The organism is Gottfriedia sp. NPDC058432 (assembly GCF_042721555.1).
In the GTDB taxonomy this organism is placed as follows: Bacteria; Bacillota; Bacilli; order Bacillales; family Bacillaceae_G; genus Gottfriedia.
This window is the reverse complement of the sequence record NZ_JBHXLC010000031.1, coordinates 1-16,751: the sequence shown is the minus strand read 5'-3', so window position 1 is coordinate 16,751 and position 16,751 is coordinate 1. Positions and strand designations below refer to the sequence as shown.

The window sequence follows — 16,751 nt, the reverse complement described above, 5'->3', positions numbered from 1 at the left end:
TCAATTATTGGTTAGGACCATTAAAAATAGCTTAACATATTTGTTAAGCTTAAAGTAAAAACGATTTATCATTAACATTTCTAATAGGAAAGTTTACTTTATATCGTACAGCAATAATTCTAATTGCTGTTGTAATTAGAAAACAAATATACAAAGATTGCAGTTTAGTAAATTCGCCATGTGTAAACAAAATTGTTACAGAGCCAATAATTGCTGCGATTGCATAAATTTCTTTTCGGAATACAAATGGAATTTCTCTTGCGAATACATCTCGCATAATTCCACCACCAATTCCAGTGATTAAACCCATTGAAATAATTAAAAAAGAACCTTTTAAACCGTGATCAATTGCCGAATATGAACCAACTGCAGTAAAAACACCAAGACCAATTGCATCAGTAATGATTAAAGTTGATTGGAACTGCATTGTTCGTTGATAAAATAACCATGTTACAATTGAAACGACTGTACTTACGATAAAGTATTGAGGTTTTGCAAAAGCATTCGGTACCGTTTGACCTAAAATAATATCACGAATTAACCCTCCGCCAAGCGCAGTACAAGCTGCTAAAAAAACAACACCAAATAAGTCCAATTTCTTTTGAATACCAACTAAAGTACCAGAAATGCTAGCAGCTATAATTCCTGCATAAACAAAAACCTCGATCAAAATCATCCATTCTATCCCCTTAATTCCATTTTCTATGATTCATTTTAGCAACAGGTAGGGAGTATTACAATATTAAAATAACTTTGAAAACGCTTCATTTAAAAAAAATTTTTTACATAAAAAATTTACAGTATTTTACATAAATTTCACTTGAAATTTATAGATTGGAGAGATTAAAATGCTAAACAATATGAAACAACAAAAAAATGAAATGGTATCGGGAGAAATTCAATTAATAATGGACAAATTTAATATTGTCGGGTGTCAAGCAGCAGTCGTTATAAAAGATAAACTAATTTGGTCTGATGCGTATGGTTTTCGTAATTTAGAAACAAGAGACTTAGTTACGGAAAATACAATGTTTCGAATTGCTTCTATTTCAAAACTTTTTACTGCTACAGCAATCATGCAATTAGTTGAAAGTAAAATAATAGATTTAGATCAAGATATTAGTCATTATTTAGGATTTAAAATAAGAAATCCTAAATTCCCAAAATCTCATATTACGTTGAGACAAATTTTAACTCATACATCTTCACTTAACTCAGACGATGCATCAAATAGTGTGTATGCAAAATTTATTAGAGATGGACATTCTAATTTTTCTTTACAACTTTCAGAATTATTTGATGAAAATGGAAAGTATTTTACGAAAGAAATATGGGGGGATTGGAAACCAGGAGATCATTGGATGTATTCAAATATAGGTGCGATCATATGCGGTGCAATTATTGAAAAAGTCACTAATTTACGCTTTGACGAGTATATCAATCAAAATATATTTGAACCTCTAGAAATGAAGAATGTAGCTTTTTCCTATTCAAATATTAATAAAAGCCATGAATTAGCAAACTTATATGAAAAAAATAAAGATACGAACGAATATAAAGTAACAATTGAGGATGTTAGGCAAAGTGGATATTCGGAAACTCATTGGGATCAATACATCATCGGAAACCATGGAGGATTATTTGAACCTCAAGGTGGACTAAGAACAACTGCAGTTGAATTAAGTAAGTTTTTACGAGCACATATGTTAAACGGGAGTCTAAATGGGCACCAAATTCTTGAACAAAAAACGTCAAAATTAATGAAATCAATTCAATGGTCTAGAGAAGAAAATAATCATTTCTTTAGTAAAATGGCTCTTGGTTTTCATATTAGCCACGACTTTTTACCTGGCTACAAAGAAATGATTGGACATGCTGGTGAAGCATACGGATTAATCAGTAATTTATATTGGCATGAAGAAAAACAATTCGGCATGATCTTTATCTTGAACGGAAGTCAGTTTGATTTATTAAAAAATTCTAGATTCGAAGTAGAAAAAGAATTAGCAGACGTAATTTTTAAACATGTACTTGGTGAACCTGTATTAAAACTTATTTAAGGTAAATAATGAAAAAACAGTGAATCTAAACTATACACTTTTTAATCACCCACATACTTAAATTGTTTGAATATCTGTAGTCTAAGAAAAAAGGATCTATTTTATAATAGGTCTTTTTTTATTAGAAAAACATATTTCCAATCAAAATTTTCATCAAATTTTCATAAAACTTTTATATAATAATTTCCGATCAAAAAAATGGAGGAAATTTTAATGAACTACTCAATATTTAAATTAATAAATAATTTTGCTGGAAAATGGCCGGCATTAGATAATGTAATGATTTATTTATCTAAAACTGCCATTTTAATCGTAATAGCACTTTTATGTTATTTATGGATTCAAAAAGGTACCGAGCGTAAGTATACAGCTTTTTATATCGCTTTAACACTTATTTTAGCACTAGGCGGTAACTTTATAATCCATCAATTTTATTATCACGCACGACCATTTGTGAATCACCATGTGACGAAACTGATTTCACATTCATCGGATTCATCTTTTGTAAGTGATCATGGAACATTAGTATTTTCTACAGCTCTTATTTTATTGCTTAGAAAAGATCGTTTAGGTATGGTTTCACTTGTGTGGGCGATTTTAGTTGGTATTTCGCGTATCTTTGTTGGGGTACATTATCCATTTGATATAATTGGTGCATTTATTTTGGCTAGTATAGTAGCGATTATTGTTTTAAAAACATCATCATTAACGGAACCATTAATGAAAATATTATTGAAAATATACGAAAGAATAATAAACAAGTTACCATCTAATATGAAAAAGAAATTAAGTGCCTGATTAAGAACTTAATAGAGGAGACTTCTTTTGAAAATTTTATTTGCTGAAGACGATCAAAAACTTGGAAAAATGACAACCCATTTGTTAAAAACACAAACTCCATTTCAAATCGAATGGACTACTAATGGAAAACAGGCATTGGATTTAGCTACTCACTATGATTTTGATTTACTTATTTTGGACTGGATGTTACCTGAAATAAGTGGTTTAGAAATATGCAAAAAGCTAAGACGAGATGGATTTAAAGGACCTATCTTAATGTTAACAGCGAGAGACAGTATTAATCATCGTGTTGAAGGATTAGAAGCTGGAGCGGATGACTATTTAATTAAACCATTCGATTTTAGTGAACTTGCCGCAAGAATCAAAGTACTCAATCGAAGAAATTTTGCGCCACTTCAAGATGAATTAATCACGATTGAAGACTTAACATATAATCGGACAAATTTTAGTTTAAGTAGAGGTAATGAACAAATAATTTTGACTCAAAGAGAATTACAATTATTTGATTTATTAGTAAAAAATAGAGGGATTGTGCTTACTAGGGAAGTTATTTTTGAAAGAGTTTGGGGAATTGAATCTGAGGTAACAAGTAATGCTGTTGAAGCGTATGTAAAAAATCTAAGAAAAAAAATTGATCTACCATATCAAAAAACCTATATAAAGAGTGTTAGAGGTGTTGGATATACAATCGAAAAATGAAATCTCATTATTTCATCAAATTAGCAAGCGATTAACATTTTTCAATCTTAGAATTTTAATGATTTTCATTATTTTATTTAATATTTCAGTAGGAAGTGTATTGTCGTTTTATATTTATTTAGATCAAAAGAGTGATCTAATTACAGTATTAAAGGAAGAAATAAAAGAAGTAAAAATGAATGCTGCATCTCTAGGTCCAAATGATGATATTACTCAAAGAAAACATAAACGCAAAAATGTTTATTTTAATTATTTTTTAAATAAAAAGAACGGATTTGAAATCTATGATGAAACATCACCAGGGTATACAAAAGATATAGAAAAAGTTTTAAAACAGATTAATCCTAATCATAATAAAGTATTTATTAAACGAATTAGTCCTCATGATAAAGAAGAACTAAATTTAATGATTGCTGCAGAAAAGGTATATGATTCATCCAATCATTACCTCGGTACAATTTATAGTGGTAAAGATTTATCGTCAGTTATTTATTTAATAAAGCAGTTTATCAGTATCTCATTTCTACTCTCAATTATCTTTTGTTTTATGGCGTACTACTTCGGCAAGAAAATTACAAATCAGGCAATGGAACCAATTATTTCATCTTATAAAGAACAACAAGAATTTGTGGAAAATGCTTCACACGAACTTAGAACACCGTTATCTGTATTACAAGCTGGTATAGATGTATTAAGCGTTGAGCAAGATCGCTTATCTGATTTCGGTAAGGAAACCTTAACCGATTTAAAAAAGGAATTAAGTGATACGCGTAATCTTGTCCATCAATTACTGTTTCTTGCAAGACTTGACCAGAAACAAATCGCCAAAGTTAATATTGAAGAATTTAGAATTGATGTCTTTTCGGAACAAATTCAAAAAGCATGGCAATATAAAGCATCAGAAAAAAATCAAATAATACAGCTATTAAATGAACAAAAATTTATTGTTAAAACAAATCAAGAAAGTCTAAAACAATTGATTAATATCTTTGTTGATAATGCGATTAAATACTCACATGAGGACCGTACAATTTCGTTAAATTACTACGTGAGATCAGAAAAAAAAACAAACTATTTCTATTATGAAATAAAAGATAATGGTATTGGAATTGCAAAAGAACTACAAGACAAAATATTTAATCGGTTTTATCGAATAGAAGAGCATAGATCAAGAGATGAAGGTAATACAGGACTCGGGTTATCAATCGCAAAAACGATTATTGAGTCTTTAAATGGAGAAATTATTGTTAATAGCGAATTCGGAAAGGGTAGCAGTTTTAAAATTAAAATTCCGATTTCAAATTTGTTTCAAATTAAGAAAAACATATAGAGAAAATTTTAAGGGAGTTAGAGTATATGGAGATTATAAAAAATTTTATTGATCTCATATTGCACTTAGATCAACATTTATTAACTTTTGTGCACAACTATGGGGCATTAACATATATCATCTTATTTTTCATTATTTTATTGGAAACGGGACTTGTTGTGACACCATTTTTACCAGGAGATTCATTAATTTTTACAGCAGGTGCACTTGCATCCTTACATTTATTAAACTTTTTTGGATTATTAATCCTTTTCATAATCGCAGCTAGTTTAGGTGATTCTTTAAATTATTTTATAGGTAATAAATTCGGAAGTAAATTAAGTAAGAGTAATAAAATAAATACAAAATATATTCATGAAACTGAAAACTTTTACAAACAAAAAGGGCCTAAATTTATTGTACTAGCAAGGTTTATTCCGATTGTTAGGACATTTGCTCCATTTGTAGCAGGAATCGGTGAAATGAACTATACAAAATTTATTTCATATAACATTTTCGGAGCAACACTATGGGTTGGACTGATGGTTTCGATTGGTTTCTTTTTTGGTAATATTCCAATTGTTAAAAATCATTTTGGGATCTTAACGATTGGAATCATTCTTGTTTCAATTATACCAATCATTATCGATGTTCTTAAAAAATTAAGTAAGAAAAGTAAATTGTCACAAAATTAATCAATTTTACTAAAACATAATGCAATTTTCATTAAATTTTCACTTTTATTTTGTACATTAGTTGTATAAAAAAGGGGAAATTCAAAAAATGGATAGTGCTATCTTCAATTTTCCTTTAATACTTGAAAGGAACGAATCAAAATGATTAGTAATTGGATAAAAAATAAATATGAGAGAAAATTAATTTATATAGCATTAGTAATTTCGATTATTCTTTTTATCATTGCAGGGTCGAAAGTCTCGCATCGAACTGAATTATTAACGAATTTGGGACCTCATATACAAAATGGCATACAACATGGTTTTCATAAAATTAATCCTTTAAAAATGTATGCGAAAGATAAGGGATCCCTTGGTAGAATAGGTGTATTTGCGGGATTTATTCTCTTTCCACTTTATTTTTTAATTAGATTTAAAAAATTAAATGACAAAAAGCAATTTAAGAAATACTTAGGTAAATTATTGAAATGGTGCAAGTTAATACATGTCCCAATCTCGTTAATTACTTTTGCTTTAATTACGGTACACTCTGTGATTATGACTTTTTTTGAATGGAAAACAGATGCTGTTTATATTTCAGGCGTAATAACTTATTTGCTCTTAGTCCCACTGGGGATATTTGGTTTTTTAAGATATAAACGTAAAGATAAAAACTGGCATTACTATCTTTCATTTGCAGTAGTAATCTCAATGTTAATTCATACATTCGTTTAATTAATTTGTCTATTCAAAAGAGGTTGATTAGTATGGTATTGCAGCCTAAAATACTTGTCGTTACATCGAGTTTTGGAAATGGGCATAAAGAAGTATCAAAAGCGTTAAAAAGTGAGTTTGAACATATTAACCTTAACGATGTAACAATTATTGATATATATGAAGAAGCATATCCAACAATAAATGTATTTGCAAAAAGTATTCATTTGCAATTATTCCAACATGCCCAAACAATTTATAAATGGTTCTTCTATGGAACTGAGAAATTATTCAGTACAGTTATTTTTGACAGGCTTTTAGAATTATGCGGAAAGAATATAAAAAGTATTCTTCAAAAAGAGAAGCCTGATATTATCATTACGACATTTCCAGTTGGATCAGTAGCAAAATGGAAAAAATATTCATCACATCCTTGTAAATTATATACAGTTGTTACCGACTATTATATTCACCGTTCATGGATTCATAATGAAATCGATCGCTATTATATAGCAACGGAAGGATTAATCCATCAAATGGTGAATTTAGGCGTTTCATTATCGAAAATATTTGTAAGTGGTATACCTCTTCGCCAAGAATTTAAAGAAATAGATTTCTTGAATGAAGGTACAAGTAAATCGAAATCAAACGATCAAATCTTGATAGTTGCTGGGGCAGTTGGATTATTAAAGGACGTAGAAAAAATGGCCAAGCAGTTACTTACTGAAACAAAGCTTAATGTAGCTGTAGTATGTGGCTATAATCGCATACTTTATAATAAATTAAGTAAATTAAATGAAGAATACGAAGACCGACTACAAGTATTTGGATACGTAAATAATATACGTAATTTGTATAAAAAATCTGATCTCTTAATTACGAAGCCGGGTGGTATTACATTATCAGAATGTATTGCATGTAATTTACCGACAATTCTATATAAACCAACACCAGGCCAAGAAAAAGAGAATTCCCGAATATTTGAAAATGCTGGTGCTTCAGTTACAGTAAAGTCGTTAAATGAATTAACTTTTTATATAAATCGAATTCTTTTCAAATCAAATCATTTAGAACAAATGAAATCATCTTTAACTGCATTAAATAAAGGATTTAGTTCACAATTAATTGTCAATGATATTTTTAGTTCAATTTCTTAGAAGATTTATGACTAAAAACTTTATAAATACTTAAAAAACACCACAAGGTAATGAGTTCCTTGTGGTGTTTGGTTTTGAATGAATAAATAACTAATGATCAATCCTAACAAATTGATATTGGTTTTGTAAACAATGTTCAATAAATTTTTCTAATGCTTTTATTGTATGAATAGGCGCATCTTCATCTGCACCTAATGTATCCCCATTATCATGTAATAAAATAATTGATCCTGGTTTCGTTTGATTTAACAAACGAGTATAAATGCCATCACTACCTTCTTTACTACTCCAATCATTTGCCATTACCGACCATAAAATAATTTTAAGCTTTTTTTGAAATAGGAGAGGTAGTGAAACTAACCCCCAAGGCGGTCGATAATAAAGTGGATCACTGTTCGTTATTTTCTTAATAATACTTGCAGTCTTTTCGATTTGATTTTTTATGTATTTTGGACTTAGAAACCAATTACATTTATGTTTAAAATTGTGTATTCCGATTAAGTGACCATCTTCATGTATTCTTTTAATGATCGTAGGATACTTTTCTGCCGCTGAACCTAATACAAAAAAAGTTACTTTAATTGAATGACTTTGGAGTAAGTCTAAAAGTAAATTCGTATAAACTGGATGTGGACCATCATCAAAAGTTAAAGCAATCCGTTTCTGACTTTTAGAAGAAACTTGATGGATAGAAAAGAATTTAAATAAACGTGTTAGTAAACTCGGGATTGGTCCATATAGAATAAATACTAATAATAGTACCCCCCCGATTATGATGAAAATTCTAAGCATATATTCTCCTTAACTAACTATAAATAAAATGATAATATAATTTTATTATATTCCAATTTACTAATTGTTGGTAATTAAAAGAAGAAAATATTATGATGAAATAAGAATATACTAGCGAAAAGTGAGTACGGGATAATATGAGAAAGATTATATCGATCCAAGGCCCAATGGTTGGCGGTAAAACAACACTTGCGAAAAGATTAGAAAATATATTAAAAAGTTTTCGAGTAATCTATGAAAATCCTTATCCAATTGTTCAAAGTAGGAATGATTTAAAACTTTATTTACATACATTAGAGGGGTTTATTAAAAATCAGCATTTATTATTGATGTAAATGAAAAGCCATCATTTGAAGTAGAAAAATCGGTCTTCAAGTAATAACTTATAATAATTTTTTAAGTAATTGAATTTCACTTTAGTAAAAAGGGTTTAAACCTATTACATAGAATTAATACAATATAAGTTTCAAATTTTCCATTTTTAACTAATGATGTTTAAAAATGGTATTGAAATAAATACACAAAATTAAATCAATCTATTTGTGTAAAGAATAAAAATTTTGAGGTGAACAATATGATCGTAGTTACAACTGAAAATATTGAAGGGTATAAACTAGTTGAAGTAAAAGGACCTGTATTTGGAGTAATTGTACGTAGTAGAGGACTAGGTGGCGATATTTTAGCCGGTCTAAAAAGTCTTGTTGGTGGAGAAATCAAACAATACACTGCAATGCTTGAGGATGCGAGAAAAGAAGCGATGGATCGAATGACTAAAAATGCTAGTGAAATGGATGCAAATGCAATTATCATGATGCGCTTTGATTCAGGTGAAATTGGGCAAAACATGAGTGAAATTGTCGCTTATGGAACGGCTGTTGTAGTCGAGAAAATATGATTAAAAAAACCTTGTCATTTCAAGGTTTTTTTATTTCAAGGTTTATAGAATAAAATATAAATAAAAAAAGTGCGGACATGTTTACAAGTAAACCGTACGAAAAATCCCCATTAAGAAACGCTTTTCGTATCTAGTAAAAAAAACTGGCATCTTTTAGGATGCCGGACATTTTTCTTTGTAAAAAAATACTTGTGCATCTAGAGGACACTAATTTCTCGTTGGATAAGGTATCTCAGGAAAAGAAAGTCGTATTAAATGTAGACGATAGAGCAAAGGATCTTGCTTAACGAGTGTTTTCCTTCAATAAAAAATTAGCAATGATTTACAACTAACGCATTGCTTTAGTTGAAGATGATTAAGAACTGTTTTACATTCTTTCGTTGTGTTGACATTAGGTATTGTTGGAAGAAGGTCTATTTAATATTTATATTTAATATTTATTATCAAACTTTTCTTTTTAATATGAGGTGGAGTAATGAGGATAAGAAATGTGACTTTTGTAGATGATGCAAGTGGAACTTCGGAAATACCTGCTCCAATTGTTATCGATTGGATAAGTCTCATTTTTTGGGTATTAATGTTTTCTGGATTAGTTCTATGTGCATGGGGTCTTTGGAAAAAATCTTGGAAATCATTAATAATAAGTGGAATTGTATTATTACTTCCAACTCTGTATTTTTTTATTGCATCAGAGAATTGGTTTAGATTAATTGTGCTAGTACCTCTGATTCCTTTCGTACTTACTTATTTCACAAAAAAAGAAAAATAAGTGCAAACCCAGAACTGTGTATGGCTCATCGGGTGAAATTTAGCTTTAATTTTAATTGTAATTGTTAGAACCCCCTCCAATCACGGTTAATTAAATTGCACAGAAATATTAGAAATAATAGATTCTTTGTGAAATAAATAAGACTAATCCCTAGAATTATCAGACAAAATGGACATAAAATCAGATGTCTAATTCAAAACTGTTTTTGCTATTTAAAATAAACATTTTCTAGTCCGACCTTGATTTCGTAAAAAATATTTTTGCGATTTAGGGGTCTTTTTTATGTTAAACCGTTGTCAATCTAGTGATTTCTATTCAGTCTTTTGAGCCAAATTATATTGACTCAATCTTAGTACTACAATTATAAAGAAATGCCCTAACTTGTTCAGCGCTTATTCCTATTTCGATGCATTCTAATAACAAATCTATCCAGTTTAAATCCGTTGAAATTTTTTCTTGTTCTGATTGCATAGTAAAGCCCCCCTTAAATAATGAATGTATTAATGGTGTATTAAATCTTTAATATGAATGCTTCCTCCGTCTATCTTCTTTAACTAGTAGGTTCTTTATTTTTGATAGCATCTTGATCCTTCGACTTCACCGTCATTTTACTTTTGTTCTTTTTTGTCGAAAATTTTCTTTCTAATATTACGAATTTTTGTAATAATCGTAATATTAATTCCTTCTTTTTATAATACTGTCACGGAAATACTTTGTATATTGGGGGAATATTGATAAAATTAGTTTTTTTTTGCATTCGATATAAATCGATAAATTTGATTATCGAAGACGTTATATATACAAAAAAAAGAGGCGATTTTAGATTTTTCACTAAAAAAGTACTAATTTTTAACCATATATTATTTTTTTTGATTAAAAACATTCTAATAATATTGGGCAATTTAGTAAGAATTTCTAATAATTTTTTAATTTTTTTCAAAAAAATGCAATTTCCAAAATTTACATATTATTCAAAGACGATTCAGTGAAATTTATTTATTTAGAAATGATCGCCACAAAAGTATTTGACGGCTATGCTCCTGGTGATAATTTGAAAATAAGTGAACACGGGTACATAAATGATTGGATTGATCAATAATGAAACACAGGGTAGAAATGTATTAGTTGGAAAAGGTTGAAGAAAACAACATGATGTTTGAAGTGGGAGTCGGAACCACATTGGCGGAATTGGCTGGGGATATACTGATTTTACTGAGTTTCTTTAGTGTTTTTCTTTACGCATACAGTAAGAAACCAAGTAGGAACATGGCCATTTCTCATTTGTTCTTTTTTATCGGACTATTACTTAACCTGTGTTATTCCGGAAATTCTTTCTTCAACGAAATGGATTTTTGGAACGCTATTCATAATTCCTCACAAAGTGAGATAATGAGTTTTATATCAGTCCCTTTGGTGGTATCTTACTTTCATCATTCATCTTTATCAGCGGGTAGCATCATGTTTATCATAATGAACTTCTTTTTCCTCTATTATGGAATCAGTAACCTTATCGAACGTGTATTGCCTCTTTTTAGCATGATCCTCTTGATAGCCGTGGCTCTTGCGCCTTTCTTCACTATAAGAGCAGATTTCCTCCAGTTCATTTGGGACCTTGCTTTTATTTGGATTGGAAGAGAGATTTATTCTGACAATTCTTCAAAAAAAATTAGAAAAAGTAATAGTTTAGAAACAATTTGATTTAATTAAAAAAGAAGATGTAGGATTTAAATCAAGATTAGAATATAAGGGAATGGATAGTTGTTAAGTAATAATATCTACTGACATCTATCCTTTTTTGTACTTTATATTACCTCATTAACAACACTTTTGTTCTTGAATGAAAGATTTCCTTTTGAAATATCTTAATATATTTTTCGTTTTCTTTCTTTTACTGATAATGAAATAATCAATAAAGTTAAGTCGATATTTGTTCAAATTACAAAAATATTATCAGTCTGAAATAAAATTTGAATATTCGGAAACTTATTTTGTAAGGTCTTATTATTAAGATTACGGATATATTTCTAATAAGCAGGTGAACAATTTTTTTAATGAGAAACTTTCGTTATGGTGTGTAGTAGTAGATGAGCCAAGTAGGTTATATGGAAAATATGCTGATAAAAGTAGCCTGGTACTACTATAAAGAGAGCTTAACTCAAAATAAATATTTATGGTTGGCCTAGTTTGGAGAAGAGCTGTTTCCAGAACGATTGAATACTTGAAAATGGAACCCTTTAGTCATATTTCAGTTGTAATCTTAAATGGGGTAGTTCTTACTATCTCCATAATCGCCGTCAAAAAAAGGGCGGTTTGGAAAAATTTCAGGATATACATATAATTCCTGCTCCATTTTTGGCTTCAACCGAAGAAATGACAGGAAAATTTTTATCTAAACTTTCAAAATAAAAGACATTCCGAGGTGGCTAAATCCACAATATAAATCATTGTTGGTATTGTCGGTATTTATCCTGATGCCACGATTATTCAGGAAGAAAAAATGACCATGAACGAACTGACATTTATTAAACAACCGAATGAAGCCAGCGATATTTTAGGTCAATTTTACGATCAAAATGGTAAAATTATTGATTTGGCACACCCAAAAAGGCTAATCGGAACGGACTTGAAGAGTCTAAGAGTTTTAAATGTTATAGCCGTGGTTGACGGAGAGAAAAAAATTGAGGCCATATACAGAGCTATAAAAGGAAAGTATATTACGTTGTTGATTACAGATGAAGCTACAGCTATTTCATTACTCAATATGGAGGTGAAATAAATTAATGGCGTACATTCTGGCATTTGATGCTGGTACTGGTAGTATTCGCGCTGTTTTGTTTGATCAATTAGGAAATCAAGTTGGGTTTTCACAAATAGAATGGAACCATTTATCAAATGATAAGTATCCAGGATCTATGGATTTTGATTGGGAAACAAACTGGAAGTTAGTCGTTCAGTGTGTAAAGTCTGTTATTGAAGAAACAGGAGTAGACGGTAAAAAAATAAAAGCGATAAGTGCAACGAGTATGAGGGAAGGAATTGTCCTTTATGATGAAACGGGTAAGGAGATTTGGGCTTGTGCAAATGTAGATGCTCGAGCTTCGGATGAAGTCAAAGCATTAAAGGAATTAGATCCTGAATTAGAATACAAGATTTATAGGTTAACAGGTCAAATGTTTGCATTAGGGGCACTGCCAAGGCTTTTGTGGATAAAAAATCATTTACCAGGCATTTATGAAAAAGCCACTGACATGACAATGATTAATGATTGGATTCTTTATAAATTGTCAGGGAAACTTCAAGTGGATCCTTCAAATGGGTGTACTACAGGGATATTTGATATTGAGAAAAGGAATTGGGAAAGTGATGTAGTAAAAATGTGCGGACTAAAAAATAATTTATTTCCTCCGGTAAATGAAGCTGGTACCGTTATCGGTTACGTGACGGATGTAGTAGCAGCGTACACAGGTTTGAATTCAGGAACTCCGGTTATTTGTGGAGGCGGAGATGCTCAAATGGCTTCTGTTGGTGTTGGTGCGGTAAAAGCGGGGCAAGCTGTTGTATCAGGTGGATCATTTTGGCAACAGGAAGTCAATGTGAAACAGCCTTTAGTTGACAAAAGTGGCCGTATACGGGTTAACTGCCATGCAGTGCCTGAATTATGGCAGCTAGAAACCATTGCTTTTTTCCCCGGGCTTGTAATGAGATGGTTTCGTGATGCATTTTGTGATTTGGAAAAAACAGAAGCAAAAATGACCGGTCGAGACCCGTATGAAATTTTAGAAGAAAAGTCAAAAAATGTTCCAATTGGGGCAAATGGGATTATTCCTATATTTTCAGATACGATGAATTATAGCGCTTGGCGTCATGCATCTCCATCATTTATTAATCTCACTCTAGATCCTCTAAAGACTGGTAAAAAAGAAATGTTTAAATCGATTCAAGAAAATGCTGCGCTTATCACACTAGGAAACTTAAAGATTATAGAAGAAGAAACTGATTATTATCCAAGTGAAGTTATTTTTACTGGTGGTGCTTCGAAAGGAAAACTTTGGAGCCAAACCCTAGCAGATGTCCTTGGAGTACCAGTGAAAGTACCTGTAGTTAAAGAAACAGCAGCACTTGGCACCGCATTATTTGCGGGGATTGGCATAGGAATTTATGAGAATATCCATCAAGCAGTTAAACAAGTTGTAAAGTGGGAGAGGACGCATATACCTAACAATGAAAATCATAAACAATACCTAAAAATCTATGAAAAGTGGAGAAGTGTATATTTAGAACAGCTTCAACTTGCTGATCGTGGTTTAACCACGCATATGTGGAAGGCACCTGGTCTGGAATAATGTGAAAGGGTGTGAAGGGATGAAGAAAGTTCACGAAAATGACTTCGATTATCGGTTTGGCGACAACGGGCCGAAATATTTAACAAAAGGTCCAAATATAGATATTGGTGTGGTTGTATTGAAACCAGGTCAAGACTTCCAAAACCATTATCATACAGTTTGCGAAGAAATTTTCTATATCCTAGAAGGGCAGATAGATTTCTATATTAATGGTAATAAAGTTCCTACAATACCAGGTGATATGATTCAATGCCGACCAGGAGATGCACATTACCTTATCAATCAAACTGACAAAATCTTTAAAGCCCTCTTCATTAAATCTCCGCATATTTTGGAAAGAGATGTTGTGAATATAAAGAATCCAGAAATCAAGTTAAGGAGTGAATAGATAGTGAGCTGGGGATTTCAAAATCGATTAAACAAAATCTTACCAAATAAGAGGGCTGTAATGCTTGCGATAGATCATGGCTATTTCTTAGGGCCAATAAGAGGTTTAGAAAAGCCTGAAGAAACTGTCAGAGACTTACTTCCATACACGGATTCACTATATTTAACAAGAGGTACACTTGCAGCATGTATTCCGAAAAATACGGAAAAAACAATGGTTCTTCGTGTTTCGGGCGGTCCTACAACGTTAGGGAAGGATCTAGCGAATGAAACGATTGTTACTTCAATAAAAGAAGCAATTCGCCATAATGTTGTTGGTGTAGGGGTTTCGGTTTTTATTGGATCTGACTATGAAACTCAAACAGTAACAAATCTAGCTCAAGTTGTAACTGATGCTCATGATTACGGAATACCTGTACTTGGAATTACTGCAGTTGGAAAAGAGCTTGAAAAACGGGATGCCAGGTTCTTAGCATTAGCTTCAAGAGTTCTTGCTGAAATGGGAACCGATATTGTTAAGACTTATTACTGCGACGACTTTGAACAGGTAACAAGTAAGTGCCCGGTTCCAATAGTTATTGCAGGTGGCCCCAAATTTGATACAATTCGTGAAGCACTAGAAATTACGTATAATGCTATGGAGCAAGGTGCAGCTGGTGTGGATATGGGAAGAAATATTTGGCAATCTCAACATCCACTTGCAATGATCCAAGCGATACATTCCATCGTTCATAAAGGATTCACAGTAAATGAAGCGGTAGATTTATATGAATCTTCTTCAAAAGTAAAAGCTTAATATGTGTAAAAAAAGGAAACCTTTTACAATACCACCATAATGCTACGAACACAGTATCAACAGAAGTGATTAGTAAACAAGGCTTAAAGTTACGACAAGTCCAAAAACAATAACTGTGTCACAAAAATAATTAATCAATTAAGAAAAGTGTAGGGATGTAAAAATTTCTTACACTTTTTTAATGGTTTAAAAAATGTTACTAACGGACTATTTTTATTAGTTGTATAAGGTGATGATTCTAAACTAGTTGATACTTTGGTGATACGGTCAAACAAATGAACTAACTGACGTTTAGCAAAAATGGTGGAGCTAAAATTCCATCTTTTATATGCCCATTCTAACGAATTAATATTTAATTTTAGATACAGGTATTAGTTGATCAATGTTTTAAATGGTAATTAGCTTAAAATATCGTAGAATATTTTGTTTAATCTCCTTTACTTTTCGCTTGAAGTCAATTTTATAATAACCATATCGATGTCTTTAAACGCTCCTAAAATTTCAGTATTCAAAAAAATACTATATTTATATCTAAAGTTTTGGTAATATAATAAAAAAGTAGTTTGAAAGAAAAAGTAATTAAAATCATTCTTCTTAATTTTTCATCATTGTATGAAACGAATAAAAAAATGTCCACTAGGTTATTTGTATAAGTTAGAATTACAAAAAGGATTTAGTCGTATTATCATTTAAGCTAGCTAACTTGGTACGAACTAATGTTCATCTACATATTGATGAAGGCGTTTTCAATTGTGAATAAGAAAAATCAAAATATAGCAATGAAGTAAAACTAAGAAAAATAATGATGATGATTGGGGAGAAGAAGATGAAATTCAAGGCAAAAAATATAGCTGAATTAGGGGAACATGTCTTTTTTAAGAATGGAATTAAAGGGATTGTTGAAAAGGTCAATGAAAATACAGTTATTGTAAATATAATCGATAATAAAACGGAATTGGTGTTTGAAGGAAACAGAACAGTTGTATCACACAAAAATTATCAAGTAATTGATGATGTATGAAGGAAAAAGGAAAGTCAGTTATACATGAGTTATAAAATATTTTAAACGAAAATTCTAAATATTGAAAATGTAAGCGTTTTCTGATATACTGAATAGTAGGTTGGATGGCATGTGTGGCCATCATCGTATTTGGCGTAGGTGGGGCCAGTACTCGGGACGGATTAGATAGGTTTTGTGATGTGAAAATCTAACGGGTTGATAAGATGTAATAGAGTAACAATGAAATTGTTGCTTATGGAACGGCTGTAGTAGTCGAGAAAATATAATTAAAAAACCTTGTAATTACAAGGTTTTTTTATTTTAATTTTTATAGAATTAAATAAAAAATAAAAAA

General features: G+C 30.7%; 19 protein-coding genes. 16 read left to right on the top strand and 3 right to left on the bottom strand.

Annotated elements, in window-relative coordinates; translation table 11 throughout:
• Positions 1-49: 49 nt before the first annotated feature.
• Positions 50-676 (bottom strand): trimeric intracellular cation channel family protein, encoded by a 627-nt coding sequence (locus tag ACFWM3_RS21990; protein WP_056473142.1) that lies wholly within the window; start codon positions 674-676, stop codon positions 50-52.
• A gap of 172 nt (positions 677-848) precedes the next feature.
• Here ACFWM3_RS21990 and ACFWM3_RS21985 point away from each other — a divergent pair, with 172 nt between their 5' ends.
• From ACFWM3_RS21985 to ACFWM3_RS21955, 7 genes are all read left to right on the top strand, one after another.
• Positions 849-2,060, top strand: a complete 1,212-nt coding sequence (locus tag ACFWM3_RS21985) for a serine hydrolase domain-containing protein (RefSeq protein ID WP_390312933.1) — start codon at positions 849-851, stop codon at positions 2,058-2,060.
• A 213-nt stretch (positions 2,061-2,273) separates the two neighbouring features.
• Positions 2,274-2,858: a phosphatase PAP2 family protein gene (locus ACFWM3_RS21980; RefSeq protein WP_056465384.1), complete on the top strand. Its 585-nt coding sequence runs from the start codon at positions 2,274-2,276 to the stop codon at positions 2,856-2,858.
• Between the two features lie 27 nt (positions 2,859-2,885).
• Positions 2,886-3,560, top strand: coding sequence for a response regulator transcription factor (locus ACFWM3_RS21975; protein ID WP_390312932.1), 675 nt, complete (start codon positions 2,886-2,888; stop codon positions 3,558-3,560).
• Complete coding sequence (locus ACFWM3_RS21970) at positions 3,538-4,890, top strand: sensor histidine kinase (RefSeq protein WP_056465389.1); 1,353 nt, start codon at positions 3,538-3,540, stop codon at positions 4,888-4,890. Before ACFWM3_RS21975 ends, ACFWM3_RS21970 begins: the two co-directional genes overlap by 23 nt.
• A gap of 26 nt (positions 4,891-4,916) precedes the next feature.
• A complete protein-coding gene (locus ACFWM3_RS21965; protein ID WP_056465391.1) occupies positions 4,917-5,564 on the top strand; it encodes a VTT domain-containing protein in 648 nt (215 codons plus the stop codon).
• 141 nt (positions 5,565-5,705) lie between these two features.
• Positions 5,706-6,278, top strand: a complete 573-nt coding sequence (locus ACFWM3_RS21960; protein ID WP_390312931.1) for a hypothetical protein — start codon at positions 5,706-5,708, stop codon at positions 6,276-6,278.
• Positions 6,279-6,310: 32 nt separating this feature from the next.
• Positions 6,311-7,414, top strand: a complete 1,104-nt coding sequence (locus tag ACFWM3_RS21955; protein WP_390312930.1) for an MGDG synthase family glycosyltransferase — start codon at positions 6,311-6,313, stop codon at positions 7,412-7,414.
• 90 nt (positions 7,415-7,504) lie between these two features.
• Here the strand turns inward: ACFWM3_RS21955 and ACFWM3_RS21950 are convergent, their stop codons facing one another.
• Positions 7,505-8,206 (bottom strand): polysaccharide deacetylase family protein, encoded by a 702-nt coding sequence (locus ACFWM3_RS21950; protein ID WP_390312929.1) that lies wholly within the window; start codon positions 8,204-8,206, stop codon positions 7,505-7,507.
• 137 nt (positions 8,207-8,343) lie between these two features.
• Here ACFWM3_RS21950 and ACFWM3_RS21945 point away from each other — a divergent pair, with 137 nt between their 5' ends.
• From ACFWM3_RS21945 to ACFWM3_RS21935, 3 genes are all read left to right on the top strand, one after another.
• The gene (locus ACFWM3_RS21945; RefSeq protein ID WP_390312928.1) at positions 8,344-8,541 is read left to right on the top strand and encodes a nucleoside/nucleotide kinase family protein; all 198 of its coding nucleotides are present in this window, start codon (positions 8,344-8,346) and stop codon (positions 8,539-8,541) included.
• A gap of 239 nt (positions 8,542-8,780) precedes the next feature.
• Complete coding sequence (locus tag ACFWM3_RS21940; RefSeq protein ID WP_088011817.1) at positions 8,781-9,101, top strand: YbjQ family protein; 321 nt, start codon at positions 8,781-8,783, stop codon at positions 9,099-9,101.
• A 475-nt stretch (positions 9,102-9,576) separates the two neighbouring features.
• A complete protein-coding gene (locus ACFWM3_RS21935) occupies positions 9,577-9,870 on the top strand; it encodes a hypothetical protein (RefSeq protein WP_390312927.1) in 294 nt (97 codons plus the stop codon).
• 333 nt (positions 9,871-10,203) lie between these two features.
• On the opposite strand, the gene ACFWM3_RS21930 is transcribed toward ACFWM3_RS21935, so the two are convergent.
• Positions 10,204-10,341, bottom strand: coding sequence for a hypothetical protein (locus ACFWM3_RS21930; protein ID WP_390312926.1), 138 nt, complete (start codon positions 10,339-10,341; stop codon positions 10,204-10,206).
• 654 nt (positions 10,342-10,995) lie between these two features.
• Here ACFWM3_RS21930 and ACFWM3_RS21925 point away from each other — a divergent pair.
• The 6 genes from ACFWM3_RS21925 (at position 10,996) to ACFWM3_RS21900 (ending at position 16,417) form a co-directional block, all read left to right on the top strand.
• Positions 10,996-11,568 carry a hypothetical protein gene (locus ACFWM3_RS21925; protein WP_390312925.1) on the top strand — a complete coding sequence of 191 codons (573 nt, stop codon included), beginning with the start codon at positions 10,996-10,998 and terminating at the stop codon, positions 11,566-11,568.
• A 742-nt stretch (positions 11,569-12,310) separates the two neighbouring features.
• A complete protein-coding gene (locus ACFWM3_RS21920) occupies positions 12,311-12,646 on the top strand; it encodes a sugar-binding domain-containing protein (protein WP_390312963.1) in 336 nt (111 codons plus the stop codon).
• Positions 12,647-12,650: 4 nt separating this feature from the next.
• Complete coding sequence (lsrK, locus tag ACFWM3_RS21915) at positions 12,651-14,213, top strand: autoinducer-2 kinase (protein WP_390312924.1); 1,563 nt, start codon at positions 12,651-12,653, stop codon at positions 14,211-14,213.
• A gap of 19 nt (positions 14,214-14,232) precedes the next feature.
• Positions 14,233-14,601 carry a cupin domain-containing protein gene (locus tag ACFWM3_RS21910; RefSeq protein WP_056465448.1) on the top strand — a complete coding sequence of 123 codons (369 nt, stop codon included), beginning with the start codon at positions 14,233-14,235 and terminating at the stop codon, positions 14,599-14,601.
• Positions 14,602-14,604: 3 nt separating this feature from the next.
• Positions 14,605-15,396, top strand: a complete 792-nt coding sequence (lsrF, locus tag ACFWM3_RS21905) for a 3-hydroxy-5-phosphonooxypentane-2,4-dione thiolase (protein ID WP_390312923.1) — start codon at positions 14,605-14,607, stop codon at positions 15,394-15,396.
• 826 nt (positions 15,397-16,222) lie between these two features.
• A complete protein-coding gene (locus tag ACFWM3_RS21900; protein WP_056465451.1) occupies positions 16,223-16,417 on the top strand; it encodes a DUF2187 family protein in 195 nt (64 codons plus the stop codon).
• Positions 16,418-16,751 lie beyond the last annotated feature (334 nt).

Excerpts from the sequence above, each read along its gene's own strand:
- ACFWM3_RS21950 (WP_390312929.1), bottom strand. The coding sequence starts at position 8,206 with ATGCTTAGAATTTTCATCATAATCGGGGGGGTACTATTATTAGTATTT.
- ACFWM3_RS21910 (WP_056465448.1), top strand. The coding sequence starts at position 14,233 with ATGAAGAAAGTTCACGAAAATGACTTCGATTATCGGTTTGGCGACAAC.
- lsrK (WP_390312924.1), top strand. The coding sequence starts at position 12,651 with ATGGCGTACATTCTGGCATTTGATGCTGGTACTGGTAGTATTCGCGCT.
- ACFWM3_RS21940 (WP_088011817.1), top strand. The coding sequence starts at position 8,781 with ATGATCGTAGTTACAACTGAAAATATTGAAGGGTATAAACTAGTTGAA.
- ACFWM3_RS21945 (WP_390312928.1), top strand. The coding sequence starts at position 8,344 with ATGAGAAAGATTATATCGATCCAAGGCCCAATGGTTGGCGGTAAAACA.
- ACFWM3_RS21960 (WP_390312931.1), top strand. The coding sequence starts at position 5,706 with ATGATTAGTAATTGGATAAAAAATAAATATGAGAGAAAATTAATTTAT.
- ACFWM3_RS21955 (WP_390312930.1), top strand. The coding sequence starts at position 6,311 with ATGGTATTGCAGCCTAAAATACTTGTCGTTACATCGAGTTTTGGAAAT.
- ACFWM3_RS21985 (WP_390312933.1), top strand. The coding sequence starts at position 849 with ATGCTAAACAATATGAAACAACAAAAAAATGAAATGGTATCGGGAGAA.
- ACFWM3_RS21965 (WP_056465391.1), top strand. The coding sequence starts at position 4,917 with ATGGAGATTATAAAAAATTTTATTGATCTCATATTGCACTTAGATCAA.
- ACFWM3_RS21900 (WP_056465451.1), top strand. The coding sequence starts at position 16,223 with ATGAAATTCAAGGCAAAAAATATAGCTGAATTAGGGGAACATGTCTTT.
- ACFWM3_RS21980 (WP_056465384.1), top strand. The coding sequence starts at position 2,274 with ATGAACTACTCAATATTTAAATTAATAAATAATTTTGCTGGAAAATGG.
- ACFWM3_RS21990 (WP_056473142.1), bottom strand. The coding sequence starts at position 676 with ATGATTTTGATCGAGGTTTTTGTTTATGCAGGAATTATAGCTGCTAGC.
- ACFWM3_RS21935 (WP_390312927.1), top strand. The coding sequence starts at position 9,577 with ATGAGGATAAGAAATGTGACTTTTGTAGATGATGCAAGTGGAACTTCG.
- ACFWM3_RS21930 (WP_390312926.1), bottom strand. The coding sequence starts at position 10,341 with ATGCAATCAGAACAAGAAAAAATTTCAACGGATTTAAACTGGATAGAT.